This window comes from Saccharothrix tamanrassetensis (assembly GCF_014203665.1).
Lineage (GTDB): Bacteria > Actinomycetota > Actinomycetes > Mycobacteriales > Pseudonocardiaceae > Actinosynnema > Actinosynnema tamanrassetense.
The window spans coordinates 314877-331058 of the sequence record NZ_JACHJN010000006.1; the positions used below are offsets into that span (position 1 = coordinate 314877).

Annotated in this window: 11 protein-coding genes; 6 read left to right on the plus strand and 5 right to left on the minus strand. The window is 70.5% G+C overall.

Annotated elements, in window-relative coordinates; genetic code table 11:
* Positions 1-100: 100 nt before the first annotated feature.
* From FHS29_RS20990 to FHS29_RS21005, 4 genes are all read left to right on the plus strand, one after another.
* On the plus strand, positions 101-5056 hold the full coding sequence (locus FHS29_RS20990; RefSeq protein WP_184692924.1) for an NAD-glutamate dehydrogenase: 4956 nt from the start codon (positions 101-103) through the stop codon (positions 5054-5056).
* 149 nt (positions 5057-5205) lie between these two features.
* Positions 5206-6240, plus strand: a complete 1035-nt coding sequence (locus FHS29_RS20995; protein WP_184692926.1) for a DNA glycosylase AlkZ-like family protein — start codon at positions 5206-5208, stop codon at positions 6238-6240.
* A 51-nt stretch (positions 6241-6291) separates the two neighbouring features.
* Complete coding sequence (locus FHS29_RS21000) at positions 6292-6723, plus strand: acyl-CoA thioesterase (RefSeq protein ID WP_184692928.1); 432 nt, start codon at positions 6292-6294, stop codon at positions 6721-6723.
* Entirely contained in the window at positions 6716-7342 is a 627-nt protein-coding gene (locus tag FHS29_RS21005) for a DUF8010 domain-containing protein (protein ID WP_184692930.1), read from the plus strand. The genes FHS29_RS21000 and FHS29_RS21005 overlap by 8 nt, the downstream gene beginning before the upstream one ends.
* A 93-nt stretch (positions 7343-7435) precedes the next feature.
* Here FHS29_RS21005 and FHS29_RS21010 read toward each other — a convergent pair whose 3' ends face one another.
* The 4 genes from FHS29_RS21010 to FHS29_RS21025 all read right to left on the minus strand — a co-directional run bounded on the left by FHS29_RS21010 (position 7436) and on the right by FHS29_RS21025 (position 12978).
* Positions 7436-9031, minus strand: coding sequence for a glycoside hydrolase family 13 protein (locus FHS29_RS21010; protein WP_184692931.1), 1596 nt, complete (start codon positions 9029-9031; stop codon positions 7436-7438).
* 57 nt (positions 9032-9088) lie between these two features.
* Entirely contained in the window at positions 9089-9472 is a 384-nt protein-coding gene (locus FHS29_RS21015) for a globin (protein WP_184692932.1), read from the minus strand.
* A gap of 402 nt (positions 9473-9874) precedes the next feature.
* Positions 9875-10759, minus strand: coding sequence for a mechanosensitive ion channel family protein (locus FHS29_RS21020; RefSeq protein ID WP_184692933.1), 885 nt, complete (start codon positions 10757-10759; stop codon positions 9875-9877).
* A gap of 125 nt (positions 10760-10884) precedes the next feature.
* On the minus strand, positions 10885-12978 hold the full coding sequence (locus FHS29_RS21025) for a prolyl oligopeptidase family serine peptidase (RefSeq protein ID WP_312865026.1): 2094 nt from the start codon (positions 12976-12978) through the stop codon (positions 10885-10887).
* A gap of 152 nt (positions 12979-13130) precedes the next feature.
* Here FHS29_RS21025 and FHS29_RS21030 point away from each other — a divergent pair, with 152 nt between their 5' ends.
* Positions 13131-13787 carry an HNH endonuclease gene (locus FHS29_RS21030; protein ID WP_184692935.1) on the plus strand — a complete coding sequence of 219 codons (657 nt, stop codon included), beginning with the start codon at positions 13131-13133 and terminating at the stop codon, positions 13785-13787.
* A 1-nt stretch (position 13788) separates the two neighbouring features.
* Here FHS29_RS21030 and FHS29_RS21035 read toward each other — a convergent pair whose 3' ends face one another.
* The gene (locus tag FHS29_RS21035; RefSeq protein WP_184692936.1) at positions 13789-14703 is read right to left on the minus strand and encodes a DUF2345 domain-containing protein; all 915 of its coding nucleotides are present in this window, start codon (positions 14701-14703) and stop codon (positions 13789-13791) included.
* Between the two features lie 265 nt (positions 14704-14968).
* On the opposite strand from FHS29_RS21035, the gene FHS29_RS21040 reads away from it, so the two are divergent.
* Positions 14969-16171 (plus strand): MFS transporter, encoded by a 1203-nt coding sequence (locus FHS29_RS21040; RefSeq protein ID WP_184692937.1) that lies wholly within the window; start codon positions 14969-14971, stop codon positions 16169-16171.
* Positions 16172-16182: the final 11 nt, after the last annotated feature.

The window sequence follows — 16182 nt, forward strand, 5'->3', positions numbered from 1 at the left end:
TTCAGTCGCCAGGGTTGCGCCGACCGGGTCGCGCACATCTGGTTAAGTGGTGCGCGGACCCGGCACACAGAGGTGCCGGATAGCGTGGAGTCGCCTGAACATGACCTCGACTGGAGTCCCGTCCCGATCGGAGCTCGCCACCCGTCACGATGCCGGTGCCGGCCGTACGGCCAGTCCCGAACAAGCTCGTGACGAATTGATCGAACGGGCCGCCGCCAACGCCCCGGAGTTGGCCGACCTGATCCGCCTGTACTACCGCCACGTCCCCGCCGAGGAAGTCAACGACGACGACCCGGTGGACCTGGTCGGTGCGGTCCGGTCGAACTACCGGCTCGCCGAGACCCGGGTGCCCGGCCGCCCGGTGGTGCGCATCCTCAACCCGACGCGCGTGCACGACGGCTGGACCTGCCCCGCGACCGTCGTGCAGGTGGTGACCGACGACATGCCCTACCTGGTCGACTCGGTGGCCTCCGAGCTGACCCGCGGCGGCGTGCAGGTGCACCGGGTGGTGCACCCGATCGTCGTGGTGCGCCGCGACCCGGTGACCGGTGCGCTCAACGAGGTCCTGCCGACCGCCGACCCGGCCGACCCGCCGGCGGACGCGATGGCCGAGTCCTGGATGTACATCGAGGTCGACCTGCTGACCGACCCGGACCGGGCGCGGGAGCTGGAGACCAAGCTCCACACCGTCCTCAACGACGTGCGCGAGGTCGTCGAGGACACCCGCAAGATGACCGACACCGCCCTCCAGCTGGCCGACCAGCTGCAGGCCTCGCCGCCGCCGCTGGACTCCTCCGAGGTCGACGACGGCGCCCGGCTGCTCCGCTGGCTGGCCGCCGACCACTTCACGTTCCTCGGCTACCGCCAGTACGAGCTGGTCCACGACGACCCGACGACCGGCGGCGACCCCGCCCTGCGCGCGGTGCTGGCCAGCGGGCTGGGGGTGCTCAGACAGGACAGCCTCGCGGCGCGCAGCCTCACCGCCGGACCGGACGCGGGCGCGCAGGCCCTCTCGCCCAAGCTGCTCGTGCTGACCCAGGCCAGCGCCCAGTCCAGCGTGCACCGCTCGGTCTACCCGTACTACGTGGGCGTCAAGACGTTCGACGCGGACGGCAACGTCACCGGTGAGCACCGCTTCCTGGGTGTGTTCTCCACGACCGCCCTGCACGAGGACGTGCTGGACATCCCGGCCATCGAGCGCCGGGTCCGCGACGTCATCCACCGCGCCGGCTTCCCGCTGCACTCCTACTCGGGGCAGCGGATGCTGGAGGTGATCCAGAACTACCCGCGCACCGAGCTGTTCTCCGTCGACACGGACACGCTCTACCAGACCGTGACGGGGGTGATCGCGCTCGCCGAACGCCGCCGGCTGCGGCTGTTCCTGCGCCGCGACCCGTACGGCCGGTTCTACTCGTGCCTGGTCTACCTGCCGCGCGACCGCTACACCACGACCTCGCGGCTGGCCATGCAGGAAGTCCTGATCGACCAGCTGGGCGGCGTCAACCTGGAGTACAGCGCCCGCGTCGGCGAGTCCGCGCTGGCCCGCGTGCACTTCATGGTGCACACCGACCCGAGCCGCCAGAGCGAGCCGGACACCACCTACATCCAGCAGTTGCTGGCCGAGGCGGTCCGCTCGTGGGACGACCGCATGGTCGAGGCGGTGCTGGCCGACGGCCAGGGCCTGGGCGCCGAGTCGGCCTCCGAGCAGGGCCAGCGGTTCGCCGCGGCGTTCCCGGAGGCCTACAAGGAGGACTTCACCGCCGCCGAGGGCCTGGCGGACTTCCGGCGGATCGAGGCGCTCGGCCAGGGCGACCTGGACATGGTGTTCTACGTGCCGCGCAACGCCGAGCCGGGGGAGCGGCGGTTCAAGCTGTTCCTCGCGGGCGCCCGGATCACGCTGTCCGACGTGCTGCCGATGCTCCAGCGCATGGGCGTGGTCGTGGTGGACGAGCGCCCGTACGAGCTGGTCCGCGACGACGGCACGGAGTGCTGGATCTACGACTTCGGCCTGCGCATCGACCAGGTGACGCTGGACAAGCTGTCCGAGGAGGACCTGGAGTCGGTGCGCACCCGGTTCCAGGACGCGTTCGCCGCCGCGTGGCGCGGGGTGGCCGAGGTCGACGGGTTCAACACCCTGGTGCTCAAGGCCGGCGTCACGTGGCAGCAGGCCGCGATGCTGCGCGCCTACGCGAAGTACCTGCGCCAGGGCGGCACCCCGTACAGCCAGGACTACATCGAGGACGCCGTCCTGGCCCACACCGAGGTCGCCAAGGCGCTGGTCAGCCTGTTCGAGGCCCGGTTCGACCCGGCGCTGGAGGACGCGCAGCGCGCCACCCGCACCGAGATGCTGGTCGGTGAGATCACCGCCCTCATCGACGACGTGAAGAGCCTGGACGCCGACCGCATCCTGCGCAGCCTGCTGACCCTCGTGCAGGCCACGCTGCGCACGAACTACTTCGTGCGGGACGCGGACGGCACCCCGCGCCCGTACCTGGCGGTCAAGCTGGACCCGCGCGCGATCCCGGACCTGCCGCAGCCGCGGCCCCGGTTCGAGATCTTCGTGTACTCGCCCCGCATCGAGGGCGTGCACCTGCGGTTCGGCCCGGTCGCGCGCGGCGGTCTGCGCTGGTCCGACCGGCGCGAGGACTTCCGCACCGAGATCCTGGGCCTGGTGAAGGCGCAGGCCGTGAAGAACGCAGTCATCGTGCCGGTGGGCGCGAAGGGCGGCTTCGTGGTGAAGAAGCCGCCGACGCCGACCGGTGACCCCGGTCTGGACCGCGAGGCGTTCCTGGCCGAGGGCATCGCGTGCTACCGGCAGTTCATCTCCGGCCTGCTGGACCTGACCGACAACCTGAGCTCGGGCACCGTCGTCCCGGCGCCGCAGGTGGTCCGGCACGACGGCGACGACTCGTACCTGGTGGTCGCGGCGGACAAGGGCACGGCGTCGTTCTCCGACATCGCCAACGAGGTGTCCAAGTCCTACGGCTTCTGGCTGGGCGACGCGTTCGCGTCCGGTGGCTCGGTCGGCTACGACCACAAGGCCATGGGCATCACCGCCAAGGGCGCGTGGGAGAGCGTGAAGCGGCACTTCCGCGAGCTCGGCACGGACACCCAGACCGAGGAGTTCACCGTCGTCGGCGTCGGCGACATGTCCGGTGACGTGTTCGGCAACGGGATGCTGCTGTCCGAGCACATCCGCCTGGTCGCCGCGTTCGACCACCGGCACGTCTTCATCGACCCGAACCCGACCACGGCCCCCGCGTTCGCCGAGCGCAAGCGGCTGTTCGAGCTGCCGCGCTCCTCGTGGGACGACTACGACCGCTCGCTGATCAGCGCGGGCGGCGGCGTGTGGCCGCGCACGGCGAAGTCCATCCCGGTCAGCGAGGAGGCTCGCGAGGCGCTGGGCCTGCCCGAGGGCGTGACGAAGCTGTCGCCGCCGGACCTGATGAAGGCCGTCCTGCTCGCGCCGGTGGACCTGCTGTGGAACGGCGGCATCGGCACCTACGTGAAGGCGGGCGCCGAGTCGCACGCCGAGGTGGGCGACAAGGCCAACGACGCGATCCGGGTGAACGGCGCGGACCTGCGGGTGAAGGTCGTCGGCGAGGGCGGCAACCTGGGCCTGACCCAGCGCGGCCGGATCGAGTTCGCCCGGGCGGGGGGCAAGGTCAACACCGACGCGCTGGACAACTCGGCGGGCGTGGACTGCTCCGACCACGAGGTCAACATCAAGATCCTGCTCGACGAACTGGTCCGGGACGGCAGGCTCGACCAGGACCAGCGCAACGAGCTGCTCGGCCAGATGACCGACGAGGTCGGCGAGCTGGTGCTGAACGACAACTACTCGCAGAACTTCGTCCTGGGCGTGTCCCGCGCCCACGCCGCGCCGATGCTGTCCGTGCACGCCCGGCTGGTCGCCGACCTGGAACAGCGCGGCGTGCTCGACCGGACGCTGGAGGCGCTGCCGTCGGCCGCCGAGTTCAAGGCGCTGGAGAAGGCGGGCGACGGCCTGACCTCGCCGGAGCTGGCGACCATGTTGGCGCACGTGAAGCTGGCGCTGAAGGAGGAGGTGCTGGCCGGCGACCTGCCGACGATCGACGTCATGGCGCGCAAGCTGCCCGACTACTTCCCCAGCGAGCTGCGCGAGCGGTTCGGCGACGCCATCGGCAACCACCCGCTGTCCCGCGAGATCATCACCACGGTGCTGGTCAACGAGGTGGTGGACGGCGGCGGCGTGTCCTACCCGTTCCGGCTGACCGAGGAGATCAGCGCGTCCGCGACGGACGCCGTGCGGGCGTACACGATCGTCACCGCGATCTACGACCTGCCGTCGCTGTGGCGGGAGATCCGCGCGCTGGACAGCGTCATCCCGACCGACGTGCAGGACGACATGGTCCTGGAGACCCGCCGCCTGCTGGACCGCGCGTCCCGCTGGCTGCTCACCAACCGCCCGCAGCCGCTGGCGGTCGGCTCGACCATCAGCCGCTTCGCGGGCGTGGTCGGCGAACTGGCCCCGAAGACCCTGGACCTGCTGCAGGGCCGGGAGAAGGAGTCGGTGGTCGCGCACGTCGAGCGGTTGGTCGAGGCCGGCGTGCCGGTGGAGCTGGCGCAGCGCATCGCCGTGCTGCTGTTCACCTACGGCCTGCTGGACGTGACCGAGGTGGCCGAACTCGCCGAGCGCGAGGAGGGCCTGGGCGCGGGCACCGAGCGCTCGCACCTGGAGACGGCCGAGCTGTACTTCGCGCTGTCGGAGCACCTGGACGTCGACCGGATGCTCAGCTCGGTCAGCGGCCTGGAGCGCGGGAACCGGTGGCACGCCCTCGCCCGGCTGGCGCTGCGGGACGACTTCTACTCGTCGCTGCGGTCGATCACGATCGACGTGCTGCGGTCCAGCGAGCCGGGTGACCCGGCGGCGGACAAGATCGCCGCGTGGGAACAGGCGAACGCCTCGCGGTTGGGCCGGGCGCGAGCGGCGCTCGCGGAGATCAACCGGGTCAACCGACTGGACCTGGCGACGCTGTCGGTGGCGGCGCGACAGGTGCGGAGCATGATCCGCTAGCCGAACGGGGCCGGGTCCTGAGGGACCCGGCCCCGTTCGCCGGCGCGGCAGCCGACGAACGCGGGCGACCGGACGGAGGTCCGGGCGCGTGGCGACGCTCGTGCCGCCGGACCCGGCTGCGCGGTGGCACGGCCGTAGAGTCACCCGGTGTGACAGCGCGGCTCAGTGACATCGCCGACCAGGCAGGCGTGAGCGAGGCGACGGTCAGCCGGGCGGTCAACAGCAAGCCGGGCGTCTCGCCCGCGACCTGTCAGGCGGTGGTGCGGATGACCGTTCTCGCGCAGCGGATGCGCGCCCAGCGCCTGTCGCACCGGGCGGGCAGCCTGGACGAGCTGCTCGACTCGGTGTTCGCCTTGCAGGCGCAGGACGTTCCGGCGCTGCGGCTGGCCGCACGGGCACGCGGCGTGGAGTCCCTGGACGGCGACGCGATCCGCACGTGGGCCATGCGCGGCACGTTGCACCTGCTCCACCGGGACGATCTCTGGGTCATCGGCCTGCTGGGTCCGGTGTTCGTCGCGGCAGGCAAACGCAGGCGCACCCAACTCGGCCTCACCGACGACCTCTGCGCCCGCGCGGTGCCCGCGTTGCGCGAAGTGCTGACCGAACCGCTGGAACGACCCGAACTCGTCGCACGCCTGACCGAGGTCGGGATCGCGCTCGACCCGAAGTCGCAGGCCCCGGCACACCTCCTGGCCTTCGCCGCGCACTCGGGCGTCCTGTGCCGGGGCTTGGACGACACCTACCGCCTCCTGGGAGACCTCCCGGAGCCGGGCACCGTGGAGCGGTTGTGGCGGCGCTACCGACGCGCCTACGGCCCCGCCACCGTGGCCGACTTCGTGACGTGGAGCGGCCTGCCGAAACGCATGGTGCGCGACCTGCCCGACGTGGCCGACGAACCGGCCGACCCCGACGGCACCGTCCGGATGCTGGGGCACTTCGACAGCTACCTCCTCGGCTACCGCGACCGCTCGCTCGCCCTGGACCCCCGGCACGCCCCGCTGATCCAGACCGGCGGTGGCTTTCTCACCCCGCACGTGGTGGTCGACGGCCGCGTGGTGGCGGTCTGGAAGCGCACCGGCGACGGGTTCGAGGTGCGGCCGTTCGCGGACCGCCCCGACCTGGCCGCGGAGAGCGCCGAACTGGCCCGGTTCCTCGGTGTGGGTGCCGACTTAACCTGGCGGTAGCACGCGGATAGGGTCAACGCCACCTAAGCGATGGCAGGAGGCGCGTTCAAGTTGGGTGTGTTCGTCACGGGTGTGCGTCCGCGCTGGTCGGATATGGACGCGTTCGGCCACGTCAACCACGCCAACACGGTGACCCTGCTGGAAGAGGCCCGGATAGACCTGCTGTTCACCGAGGCCGCCCGGCACGGCGTGCCGGACATGGCGCACGGCGTCGTGGTGGCCCGCCTGGTGGTGGACTACCTCACCCCGCTGACGTTCACCGGCGACGAGATCGTGGTCGAGATGTCCGTGCGGGAACTGAAGTCGGCCTCGTTCACGTTGGACTACTCGGTCCGCAACGGACGCCAGGAGGGCAGCCCGGTCGTGACGACCGCGGAAACCCTGATGGTCCCCTACAACCTGACGGCCGGACGCCCGCGCCGTCTCCTCGAAGCCGAGCGCGACTTCCTCGCGGGCTGGCGAGCCGGAGGTAACGGTGCCTGAACTGGTCCTCGCCGATCCCGCCGAACGGGACGACCTCGGCGCCTTCGTCGCGCGCGCGGTGCGCCTGGAAGCCCAGACCGTGGTGCGCCTGCGCAACCGCCCGTCCGACGACCTGCTCGACGCCTGGGTGGCCACCCCGTTCGACACCCTGGCCACCCGCACCGTCGCCGGCCGCATCACCCCCGGCGACGTGACGGTGTCCGGCAACGACCTGCTCACCGGCCTGGCCGTGGTGCGCAGCGCAACCGTCGACCCCGGCCCCGCCCGCGACCTGATGTGGCGCTCCGCGCTGCCGCCCACCGCAGGCTGGCTCCCGGTGGACCGCCTGCCCGGCAACGTGGTGTCCGAACTCGCGGAGCAGGGCGTGGCCGTCGCCCGCGAGAACACCGGCCCCCACGGCACCCCGCCCGCATCCCTGCTGGACCAGACCGTGCTCACGGTCAGCGGCTCCGGCCTGGACGTCAAGGTCCCCCTGCGCTGCCTGTTCGCCCTCTCCGGCATGGGCTTCCTCGGCGGCGACGACGTCCGCGTCACGGCCACCGACTCCTGGCTCCGCATCGACGCCCGCTTCGGCGCCGTCGTCCGCCGGCGGCACTCCATGCTCCCCCTGCTCGTCTGACCCTCCGCCGGCCTCACCCGAGCCCGAACGGCAGAGGCCCCGACCAACCAGGTCGGGGCCTCTGCCGTTGAAGCTCGATCGCCGGGACGTTCCTCAGACGAGCCACACAGCCGTGTCCGGCGGCAGTTGGTCGCCATCCATCGGCCCGCTCGACAGCAGCACCTCACCCGGCGGCAACGGCACCGGTCCACCGGACGTGTTCAGCGCGCAGATCAGCCCGCCGCCCTTCCGCCGGAACGCGAAGCACCCCGCCGGTGCCCCGTACCACTCCACTTCCTCACCGCTGATCGAACCGTGCGTCTTGCGCAGCTCCACGGCGTGCCGGTAGAGCGACAGCATCGACTCCGGGTCCTCCAGCTGCGACTCGGCGGTCAGCCCCGCCCACTCGTTCGGCTGCGGCAACCAGGTGCCGGCCCCCGTCGAGAACCCGAACGGCGGCGTGTCGCCCTCCCAGGGCAGCGGAACGCGGCAGCCGTCCCGTCCCCGCTCGGTGTGCCCGGACCGCACCCACATCGGGTCCTGGAGCGCCCACTCGGGCAGCTCCACGTTCGGCAGCCCCAGCTCCTCGCCGTTGTACAGGTAGACCACGCCCGGCAGCGCCAACTGCACCAGCGCCATCGCACGGGCACGTTGCACGCCCAGCGCACCGCCGCCGTACCGGGTCACGTGTCGTGGCACGTCGTGGTTCGACAGCGTCCAGGTCGGCGGGGTCCGGTGCGGCTGCACAGCGGCCAACGAGTGCTCGATGGCCGACCGCACCGCGTCCGCGTCGAACGGTGCTTCCACCAGCCGGAAGTTGAAGCCGAGGTGCAGCTCGTCGGGCCGGATGTAGCGAGCGAACCGCTCGTCCTCCTTGACCCAGATCTCGCCGATGGCCATCCGCCCGGGGTACTCGTCCACGACCTTGCGGATGAGCCGGTGCACCTCGTGCACCGCGTCGTTGTCGAACCGGGGGTCCAGCGAGTTGTCGTGCATCACACCCGAGCCCTGAGCCGCGCGCGGGTCCATGTTCGGCAGCCCGTACGGCTTGGCCATGCCGTGCGCGACGTCGATGCGGAACCCGTCCACGCCCCGGTCCAGCCAGAACCGCAGGGTGCGCACCAGGTCGGCGGGCACCTCCGGGTGGTCCCAGTTCAGGTCGGGCTGCTCGGGCGCGAACAGGTGCAGGTACCACTGCCCGTCCGGCACCCGGGTCCACGCCGGCCCGCCGAACACGCTGGTCCAGTTGTTCGGCGGCTGCGAGCCGTCGTACCCCTGCCCGTCCCGGAAGAAGTACCGGTCCCGCTCGAAGCTGCCGGGCGCGGAGCGCAGAGCGGCCTGGAACCACTCGTGCCGGTCGCTGGTGTGGTTGGGGACGAGGTCGACGGTGACGCGGATGTTGTGCTTGTGCGCCTCCGCGACCAGTCGGTCGAACGCGGCGAGGTCGCCGAACAGCGGGTCGACGTCGCGGGGGTCGGCCACGTCGTACCCGTGGTCGGCCATCGGCGACGTGTAGAACGGCGTCAGCCACAACGCGTCGACGCCGAGCAGTTCGAGGTAGCCGAGCCGGGACCTGATGCCGTCGAGGTCGCCCACCCCGTCCCCGTCGGAGTCGGCGAACGACCGGACGTAGACCTGGTAGAAGACGGCGTCACGCCACCAGGCGGACTCGTCGGCGATCTCTGGTTGAAGGTCGGAGGATCGTCGCACGAGACGTCATCCTGCCACCCGCGAAGCCAACCCCGTCCCCATTCGAGTGATCAACAATCAGGCCCAGGCGTTCATCAGGCTGTTCGCGGCCATCTCCAGGTAGGCCCAAAGCTGGTCACGGTGCTCCGGCGTGAGATCCGCCTCGTCCACCGCAACCCTCATGCACCGCAACCACGCGTCCCGCTCGATGGGACCGATCACGAACGGAGCGTGCCGCATCCGCAGCCGAGGGTGACCCCGCTGGTCGGAATAAGTGTGCGGCCCACCCCAGTACTGCATGAGGAACAACCGGAACCGCTCCTCAGCAGGCCCGAGGTCCTCCTCCGGGTAGAGGGGACGCAGCACAGGATCGTCGGCAACCTGCTCGTAGAAGCGCGCGACGATCTTGCGGAACGTCTCGTACCCACCCACCGCTTCGTAGAAGTTCTCGGCACTGCTCACCCCACCATCCTGCCTTGCGACACACACCAGGTCGACTCACGCCCCCAGCCCCACCCACCAACCCCGCGCACACCTGCCCCCGGCCTGCGCGCCAGCGCACACCTCTGCCCCTGCGTGTCATCCCCGTATGGCCTGCGCGTCAGCGAACCGCATGTGTCAAGGGCAGATCGAACCCGCGACCACCGCACACGCTTCACGATCTGCCCTTGACGCATGTGGTTGTCTCCGACCAGGCCATACGGGGATGACACGCAGACCACCGCCCTCCAAAGCTCGAAGAGCTTTGAAGGGCTCTTGTGGAGATCCTTGGCGGCCAGCCCGTCCGGCGAGGACGCCTTCACACCCTTCCCCGCACCGACCACCAGCCAGCCCCCCGCCAGCCAGCCCACACCAGCCAGTCCCTCACGACTTGTTGAGCGAAATCCCCGCATCCTCCAAGGCCGGCATCAGCTTCGCCCGCAACGCCCGTTGCACAGCCCACTGCCGCCCAGGCCGCACCTTCACCGTGACCCGCATGGTGATCCCGTCGGGTGTGACCTTCTCCACCCCCAGCACCTGCGGCTTGTCGATGACGTCCTTGGCCATCGACTCCTCGGCCACCGCCTTGTCCACCGCCGTGGTCAACACGTCCGTGGTCGAAGCCAGGTTCGCCCCGTAAGCCAGCGGCAAGTCCACAACCGCGACCGCGAACCCCTGCGAGGAGTTACCGACCCTCAGAATCTCACCATTCCGGACATACCAGACAGTCCCGTTGGTGTCCCGGATGGTGGTGATCCTCAGCCCCACCGACTCCACGGTCCCCGTCGCCGGCCCGAGGTCGACCACGTCTCCCACGCCGTACTGGTCCTCCAGCATCATGAACATGCCGGACAGGAAGTCCTTCACCAGGTTCTGCGCGCCGAACCCGATCGCGACCCCGAGGATCCCCGCCGAGGTCAGGATCGGCGCGACGTTCATCCCCAGCTCGGTGAGCACCTGGATGAACGCCACGCCGAAGACGACGAACGTGACGACGGACTTGAGCACCGACCCGATGGTCTTGGCCCGCTGTTCCCGCCGTTCCGACACCAGGACGCCGAGCGCCTGCGGCGCGCGTTCCCGGAGGGGCCTGAGCAGCTTGGGCTTGCGCCCTTCCGAGCCCCTGGTCAGCCGATCGATCAGCCGCCGAAGCAGGTACCGGACCACCACGGCGATGAGCACCGTCAGCGCGATCCGCAACGCGCCTTCGGCGATCTTCGGCCCGTGGGTCACCCACCACTCGACTGCCAGCGTCGACTCCACGTCCACCGACTCACTCCTCCTCGTTCTCTCTCAACACATCCCCTTGCAGGGCATTCTCTTCAGGGCCTTGCGCTCCACGGCCTTCCCCTCCACGGCGTTCCCCCGCGGCGTTCGCCCCACGGCGTTCCCCCTCAGGCGAACTCCAGCCCCGTCGCCCCGGCCAGGAAGGTCAACTGGTCCACGGCCAGTCCCACCGATCGGCTCACCGACCGTCCCGCGTGCCCCACCTCGGTCTCCCGGCGCAACAGCACGGGGTGCTTCGTCGGATCGCTCGCCGTCGCGTGTTGCAGCGCGGCGCACATCTTGCGGGCGTGGTTGGGGTCCACGCGGCTGTCCGACTCGAACACCGTGAACAGCACCGAAGGGTACTCAACGCCGGGGCGCACCCGGTGGTACGGGGAGTAGGACAGCAGCCACGCCAACTCCTCCGGCACCGACGCGCTGCCGTACTCCTCCGCCCACAACCGCCCGAGCAGGAAGTTCTCGTACCGCACCATGTCCAGCAGTGGCGCTGAGCACACCACGGCCGCGTACAGCTCCGGCCGCTGCGTCATCGCCGCACCGACCAGCAGCCCGCCGTTGGAGCCACCCATGATCGACAGCTGCTGGGGCGTGGTCCACCCGTCGACGACCAGTTTCTCGGCTGCGGCGTGGAAGTCGTCGAAGACGTTCTGCTTCCGCTCGCGCATCCCGGCCTGGTGCCACTCCTCGCCTTCCTCGTCCCCGCCGCGCAGCGAAGCGTGCACCCACACGCCTCCCGCTTCCACCCACGCCAGCGTGGTGGCGCTGTAGCCGGGCCCGCGCCCCACCGCGAAGCCGCCGTAGCCGGTCAGCAGAGCAGGCCGGGGAAGGTCCGGGTGCTGCTCCTCGGACACCACGAACATCCGCACGGTCGTGCCGTCCGCCGATTCGTAGCAGATCTGCTGAGTCGTCACCGAAGGGAGCTCGACGGTCCCCGGGGCAGCGGCGTGCAGCGTAGTGTCGTTTTCGGACAGCGAGAACCGGTACACCGACAGCGGTGTCACGAAATCCGAGAAACCGAACCAGAGGACATCCCGGTCGACCTCAGTCGCACGATCCACAGTGGACCACCCGTGCAGCGACCCGGTGCCCGGCAACGGGATCGCGCCCCGGTGCTCGCCGGTCGCCGGATCGTGCAGGTGCAGTTCGGACACCGCGTGCCGGGTGCGCAGCAGCACGAGCGTGCCGTCCAGCCACGTCGCCGCGTCCAGCACCGAGTCGGGCTGCTCGGCCACCAGTTCGGTCCACTCCGCCGGTCGAGCCGGGTCCGCCACGCACAGCCGGAAGCGCGGCGCGTCGAGACTCGTCCGCAGGTAGAGCCGGTCGTCCTCGACCCACGCCGAGCACTGCGCGCCCTGGTCCGCCGTGATGACCGGGCGGAGTTCGCCCGTCCCGTGCAGGTCCGCGATCCAGACCGAGTCGCGCCGCACGGTGCCCGGAGCGCCGTTGACGATGAGCCAGCGCCCGTCGTCCGTGACGGACAGCCCGTAGTAGTAGGTGTGGTCCAAGCCGTCGCCGTGAACGTTCACATCCGTTGCCGGATCCGTGCCGACCCGGTGCCGCCACACCCGGCGGTGGAACTGGCGTTCATCCTCGGGCACCAGCTCGGGGTCGAGTCGTCGCACGTAGAAGAACTCCTCGCCGCCCGGCAGCCAGCCGACGGGGGAGTAGCGGCACCGGTCGATGGGGCCTTCGAGGACTTCGCCGGTGACCACGTCCAGGACGTGCAGCAGCGAGTGCTCGTCACCGCCGACGGACACCTGGTACGCCAGCCGCGTGCCCTCCACGGACGGGGACCAGCGGTCGAGGGTGGTGCGTCCGGACGGGTCGAGGGCGGTCACGTCGAGCAGCACCCGTTCCTCCCCGTCCTCGAGCACGTAGAGGACGGGGTAGTCCTGGTCCGGGCCGCGCCGCGAGTAGAACGCCCTCCCGGCCCGCCACACCGGCGTGCCCACGGAACCGGTGCGCATCAGCTCGGCCAGCCGTTCACCGAGCGCGGCGCGTCCGGGCAGGACGTCGAGCCACTCGCGGGCGAGCGCGTCCTGCTTCGCGGACCACTCGATGGTGTGAGGATCGGTGGGGTCTTCCAGCCGGCGGTACGGGTCGGCCACCGGGTGTCCGTGCAGGTGCTCGACCAGGTCGAGGCGTTCTGCCGCCGGGTAGGTGATCGTCGCAGGCAGTGCTGCGGGGGAAGGGTCCGTCACCCCGCCGAGCGTAGCGCGGGAACTGAAAACCATGTCCGATAGGGGGCCGTTCACCGAAGTTTCGACCGCGACTCCATGACGCGTCACGTATCACACGTGATTTTTGGGGTCGATCTGTGGTCTGCTATGCCTGAACCGGTGGAGGTGGTCGCGTGCCAGACCGACAACCCACCCCGATCGGCGCCCTGGCGAACGCCGGGCTCGCGCCGTTGGCCCCGTCCGGCCAAAAACAGCCTGTCGTGCACGCTGTGGTGGACGGGGAGGGAGCCGGTCCGGCGCCCGTGGTGTTGCCTTGGGGAAGGCGGAAGGTGCTCCTGCTGAACGCCACGTTCGAGCCGCTGACCGCGCTGCCGCTGCGGCGCGCGGTGGTCCTGGTGGTGTGCGGGAAGGCAGAGGTGGTGCACGGCGACCCGGACGGTGCCGTCGTCCACTCGTCGACGGCCGCGGTGGTCGTGCCGTCGGTGATCAGGCTGAGCAGTTACGTGCGGGTGCCGTACCGGGGACGGGTGCCCCTGACCCGCGCGGGTCTCATGCACCGGGACCGCTACCGGTGCGCGTACTGCGGTGGACGTGCCGAGACGATCGACCACGTGGTGCCGCGCTCCCGTGGCGGGCCCCACTCCTGGCAGAACTGCGTGGCCTGCTGTGCGAAGTGCAACCACCGCAAGGCCGACAAGCTGCTGTCCGAACTGGGCTGGCGTCTCCGGGTCGTGCCGAACGCGCCGCGCGGGCCGCACTGGCGGCTGCTGGCGGGCGTCACCGAGGCCGACCCGCTGTGGCTGCCCTACCTGGGCGAGCCGGCGGCGTAGGTCAGGCCGCCAGGGCGAGGTCGTCCTGCGCGGTGATGCGCACCGAATCCTGACTGGTGATGCGTACCGAGCCCTGCGCCGTGATCCGCACGCTGTCCCGCGCGGTGATGCGCACGGAGTCCCGAGCCGTGATGCGCACGCTGTCCTGGTTGGTGATCCGGACCGAGTCCTGACTGGTGATGCGCACGCTGTCCCGAGCCGTGATGCGCACGGAGTCCTGGTTCGTGATCCGGACCGAATCCTGGCTGGTGATGCGGACGGAGTCCCGAGCCGTGATCCGGACAGAGTCCCGCGCGGTGATGCGCACCGAGCCCCGCGCCGTGATCCGCACGCTGTCGCGAGCCGTGATCCGGACCGAGTCGGGAGCCGCGGCCGTGATCCGGACCGAGTCCCGCGCCGTGATCCGGACACTGTCCCGGGACGTGATCCGGACCGAGTCGGGAGCGGTAGCGGTAATGCGCACGCTGTCCCGCGCCGTGATGCGCACCGAGTCCCGCGCGGCAGCCGTGATCCGGACGCTGTCCCGCGCCGTGATGCGTACGTTGTCGCGGTTCGTGATGCGCACCGAGTCCCGGTTCGTGATGCGCACGGAATCCCGACCGGTGATCCGGACCGAGCCGAACGAAGTGATGCGGACGGAGTCGCGTGCGGTGATCCGAACCGAGTCCGCAGCGGTGATCCGCACGCTGTCGCGGGCCGTGATGCGGACCGAGTCGCGCAGCGCGGTGATCCGGACGGAGTCCTCAGGCGTAGGCCGAACGAGGTCTGTGGCACTGCTCCGAACGGGGTGGGCCGCCGTGATGCGCACCGAGTTGGAGGTCACATCCGGGCGCTGAACAGGCGTAACCGGATCGTCCATCCGGGTGTACGACGAACGAGTGAGAGTGGCGGCCTGGTTGCGGTTCACGGTGTACATGTCGTGTCCTCCGAGACTCATCGGGCGGGAATTAGTATCCGGAAAGGGATGCGCAAGACCCGTACAGGTGAAAAGCTAGAAGCCGAGTGGTCGGAGGACAAGACGCCAAACCGGCCGCCATTCGCCTCCTTCCGGGGGAAGGCCGTACGGGTGTACTCACTGCGACAGTAGAACCGTTCGGTTACTACTTTCGGCAACTATGGACACCGTGCGTAACGTCATGTCTGAGTCTTGAGTCGTCCAGATCACAGACGGGTCGTCACGCGTGGGCAGAGCTATCGGCGTCAAGGGTGTCCGCACGGCGGAATTCCGCCTGCTGACCGGCGCGTGGGTGACCTCTCTGGTCGGCGACGGGGTCCGCACCGTGGCCCTGCCCCTGTACACGGCGGTCAGCACGCGAAGCCCCCTAGCGGCCTCTGCCGTGGCCGTCGCGGTGGTCCTCCCGTGGCTGGTGGTAGCGTTCCCGGCGGGCGTCCTGGTGGACCGCTGGAGGCCTCGCCTGGTGGTCGCCGTCGCGCACACGTTCCGGGCCGTCGTCACCGGCCTGCTCGCCTACACCGTTTTCACGGACAGCGCGTCGGTCGCGGTGCTGTGCGCGGCCGGCTTTCTCCTCACCAGTGCGGAAACCTTCGCGGACACCGCGTCCCAGGTGCTGCTCGTGGAGATCGCCGGACCCGACGACCTGGAGCAGGCCAACGGCCGGTTCGTGACCGCGGAGACGGTCGGCATGGACCTGGCGGGGCCGCTCGCGGCGAGCCTGCTGTTCTGGTGGAACCCGGCGGCGTGCTTCGCGCTGGACGCGCTGACGTTCGTGGTCGCGACGTTCTTCGTCCTGAGGCTCCCCGAGGTCCCCCGCGAGGGGCACACCGGACTCGGCACTTTGCGGTCTCAATTGGTAGAGGGAGCCTCGCATTTGGTCCACACCCGCGGGCTCCGGGTGCTCGTGCTGGCGGTCGGCATCTCGGCGGTGTGCGCGGCGGCGGTCAACGCGATGCTCGCGCTCTACTCGGTCAACGTGCTGGGGATGCCCGAGCAGCTCATGCCGTGGCTGGTGGTCGTGATGGCGCTCGGGGCGCTGCTCGGCGCACGGCTGAGCCCGGCGCTGGCACCCCGGTTGGGCAACGCGCCGGTCATGGTCGGCGCGCTGGCACTGCTGGGCGTGGCGTTCGCGGTGTTCGGGGCGGTGCCGCTGCTGCCGGTGGCGATCGCGGCGGTGTTCTGCTTCGGGCTCGCGTCGGCCGGCTGGAACGTGCTGTCCGCGACCCGCCGGCAACGGCTGACGCCGACCCCGCTGATGGGTCGGGTGACGAGTGCGTACCGGGTGCTGGCGTGGGGGCTGTCGCCGATCGGGGCCGGTCTGGCGGGTCCGCTGGCCGCCGCGACGTCCCTCGGCACGGTGTACCTGGTCGCCGGCGGGGTCGTCGTGCTCACCGCCGTGGCGCTTGCCCGCCCCCTCGCCCGGACGTGACCGGGTGGATC